General features: G+C 66.9%; 2 protein-coding genes, 1 tRNA gene and 1 pseudogene. 2 read left to right on the plus strand and 2 right to left on the minus strand.

All coding sequences use genetic code 11. The annotated features are described in order from the left end of the window. A pseudogene (locus ACE3TU_RS20550) lies at positions 1 to 254 on the plus strand (penicillin-binding protein); the annotation flags it as partial. A gap of 37 nt (positions 255 to 291) precedes the next feature. Continuing rightward, positions 292 to 1,071, plus strand: coding sequence for an exodeoxyribonuclease III (gene xth, locus ACE3TU_RS20555; RefSeq protein WP_374627640.1), 780 nt, complete (start codon positions 292 to 294; stop codon positions 1,069 to 1,071). 43 nt (positions 1,072 to 1,114) lie between these two features. On the opposite strand, the gene ACE3TU_RS20560 is transcribed toward xth, so the two are convergent. Beyond that, positions 1,115 to 1,190, minus strand: a tRNA-Arg gene (locus ACE3TU_RS20560). Between the two features lie 33 nt (positions 1,191 to 1,223). Continuing rightward, positions 1,224 to 2,936, minus strand: a complete 1,713-nt coding sequence (locus ACE3TU_RS20565) for a SulP family inorganic anion transporter (protein WP_374627642.1) — start codon at positions 2,934 to 2,936, stop codon at positions 1,224 to 1,226. Between the last annotated feature and the right edge of the window lie 300 nt (positions 2,937 to 3,236).

The following is a 3,236-nucleotide window of genomic DNA, read 5'->3' on the forward strand; positions in this document are numbered from 1 at the left end:
ACCAGATCGGCGACCTGCCCCGCCGACCGAGGGATGCCGGCAAGCGTTTCAGCCTGATCGGCGCCGTGCTCGACGATCCGGCGGCGGCCCGCAACCCCAGCCCGAAGGGTACCGTGGACTGGGGTGGTGCCTGGGGTCACAACTGGGTGGTGGACCCGGTCAACCGCATCAGCATCGTGGTGATGACCAACACCACGCCCGAGGGCTGCAACGGCCCGTTCCGCGACTACATGCTGCAGGCGGTCTACGGCTGAGGTTGCGATTCGCGGCAACGGCCACTAGGCTTTCGCCATGCGCATCGCGACCTGGAACATCAATGGCGTCAAGGCCCGGCAGGGCCAGCTGCTGAGCTGGCTCGAGCGGGAGTCGCCCGACATCGTCTGCCTGCAGGAGATCAAGAGTGTCGACGAGGCATTCCCGCGGGCCGAGATCGAGGCGCTCGGCTACAATGTCGAGACACACGGGCAGAAGAGCTGGAATGGCGTCGCCATCCTGTCGAAACTGCGCTTCGACGAGGTAACTCGCGGACTGCCCGGCGACGAGACCGACGAGCAGTCGCGGCTGATCGAGGGGGTGTTCTCGACCGATGGCGGCGTGGTGCGGGTGTGCTGCATCTACCTGCCCAACGGCAACCCGGTCGGCACCGAGAAATACACCTACAAGCTGGGCTGGATGGACCGGCTCATCCGCTTCGTCGAGACCAGACTGGCCCTCGAGGAGGCGTTCGTCCTGCTGGGCGACTACAACATCATCCCCGCCGATATCGATGCGCGGAACCCCAAGCAATGGGTGGGGGATGCGCTGTTCCGGCCGGAGAGCGCGCAGCGGTGGCGCACCCTGCTCAACCTCGGACTGACCGACGCGACGCGGGCGGTAACCGACGAGCCGAGCTATACGTTCTGGGACTTCAAGACGTTCGGCTGGGACCGGGACGACGGCATTCGTATCGACCACCTGCTGCTCTCACCGCAGGCGGCGGACCGACTTGGCGACATCGTGGTCCATCGCGAGATGCGCGGCGGGGAGAAGCCGAGCGACCACGTGCCCGTCGAGGGCGTCTTCGCCTTCTAGCCGGGTGCGGGTCAGCAAGACCGCAACGGACAGACGGGGCGGGTGGTGACCTCGGGAGGATTCGAACCTCCGACCAACAGCTTAGAAGGCTGCTGCTCTATCCCCTGAGCTACGAGGCCCCGGCGCGGGTTTAGCGCAAACGGGGCGGCTTGTCAGGCCTCGGCCAAGCGATGCTCGCGCGCCCTGGCGACGGCCTCCGCGATGGTGTCGGCGAAGTGCGCGCCGGGCGCGGCAACGCCGTGATTGGCAAGGGCCTGGCGCACATAGGGCTTGGCGCCGCTCAGGTAGATGGTGACGCCCTTGCGCGCGGCGCCGCCAACGACGCCGGCAATGGCGTTGGCGGCGGTCGAATCGAGCAGCGAGACTGCGCTGAAGTCGATCACGAGAGCCTTGTGTTGATCGGCGATGCGGTCGAGCACGGCGCTGACCGAAGACGCCGCGGCGAAGAAGAACGCGCCCGAGATGCGGTAGACGACCACATCGCGGTCGCTGGACATGGCCGGATCGTAGGGCGTGGTCCCATCGGCGACATCGTCGAGCGGGCCGGCGGCGCCGGGCGCCACTTCGGTGCCCTTGGCCATGCGGTTGATGAACTGCAGCGCCGCCAGCGCGAAGCCGACGACGATGCCGTAGGTCAGGTCCTTGAAGACCGTCAGCAACAGCGTGGCGAGCAGCACGAGCGCATCGCCGCGGGAACTGCGCAGCAACGTCCAGACGGCGTGCTTTTCCGCCATGTTCCAGGCGACGACAGCGAGAACGCCGGCAAGCGCGGCCAGCGGGATGTAGCTGGCGAGCGGCGCGGCGACCAGCATGAAGGCGAGCAGGAACACCGAGTGCAGCATGCCCGACACCGGCCCGCGCGCCCCTGCCCTGACATTGGTGGCGGTACGAGCGATGGTGCCGGTGGCCGGAACACCGCCGAACAGGGACGAGGCGATATTGGCAATGCCCTGCGCCACCAGTTCGCAGTTCGAGCGGTGGCGGCGGCCGGTCATCCCGTCGGCGACGACGGCCGAGAGCAGCGACTCGATGGCGCCGAGCAGCGCAAAGGCAATGGCATTGGGCAGCACGGCCTGGAGTTTCTCGACCGAGATCGCCGGCAGCGCGGGCATTGGCAGGGCGTTGGGAATACCGCCGAAGCGGGTCCCGATGGTTTCGACCGGGAGCTTGAAGACGAGCGCGATGACGGCGGTAAGGCCCACGGCGACCAGCATCCCCGGCCAGCCGGGGCGCCAGCGCTTCAGCCCCACGATGATCCCGATCGAGAGCAGCGCCAGCCCCGCGGCGGCAATGTTGAACGTGCCGAGCGCACCAAACAGCACCTCGAGCTTCTCCACCAGTTCGGCCGGTTCGGCCTCGTGCAGGGTGAGCCCGAGCAGATCCTTGATCTGGCTGGCAAAGATGATGACGGCAATGCCGGCGGTGAAGCCGACCGTCACTGGGTAGGGAATGAACTTCACGTAGGTGCCCAGGCGCAGCAGGCCGATGGCCATGAGGATGATGCCGGCGATGAGGGTGGCGAGCAGCATGCCGTCGAGGCCGTGCTGCTGCACCGTGGCCGCGACGAGCACGATGAAGGCACCGGCCGGTCCACCGATCTGGAAGCGGCTGCCGCCCAGTGCGGAGATGATGAAGCCGCCGATGATGGCCGTGTAGAGACCGCGGTCCGGGGTGGTTCCGGACGCGATGGCAATCGCCATGGAAAGCGGCAGGGCGACGATCGCCACGGTCAGGCCGGAGACGATGTCGGAGCGGAGCTTGTCCCAGCCGTAGCCTTCGCGCAGCACCGTTATCAGCTTGGGCGTGAACAGCTCGGCGAAGCTGGGCTTCGGCTGGGCATCACTGCGGTGGCTCGGTGATTCCATCTCTTCCGGCTCCAAAGCACCCGAACCTGGGACAGCCGTCGGCTGGCGGGCTGACAAACTGCTACGACTCGAGTCGAGTCTGTGCAATGCGATCATTGAGCGGCCATGACGGAGCACTTCGATGTTCGCCTACCTGACCCGGATCGTTTGGCTCCTGGCGCAGCCGATGTCGGTAATCATGCTGCTCGGGCTCGCCGGCCTCGTCCTGCTGGCGCTGAAGCGCCGCCGCCCGGCTTTCGCCGCACTGGCGCTGTCGACGGTGCTCCTTGTGCTCTTCGCCTATACGACGCTCGGTTATGT

Origin of the sequence: Devosia sp. (assembly GCF_041917035.1) — a bacterium.
GTDB lineage: Bacteria > Pseudomonadota > Alphaproteobacteria > Rhizobiales > Devosiaceae > Devosia_A.

What these genes read in the sequence shown, in the direction of transcription:
- xth (WP_374627640.1), top strand. Translation starts at nt 292, where the DNA reads ATGCGCATCGCGACCTGGAACATCAATGGCGTCAAGGCCCGGCAGGGC.
- ACE3TU_RS20565 (WP_374627642.1), bottom strand. Translation starts at nt 2,936, where the DNA reads ATGGAATCACCGAGCCACCGCAGTGATGCCCAGCCGAAGCCCAGCTTC.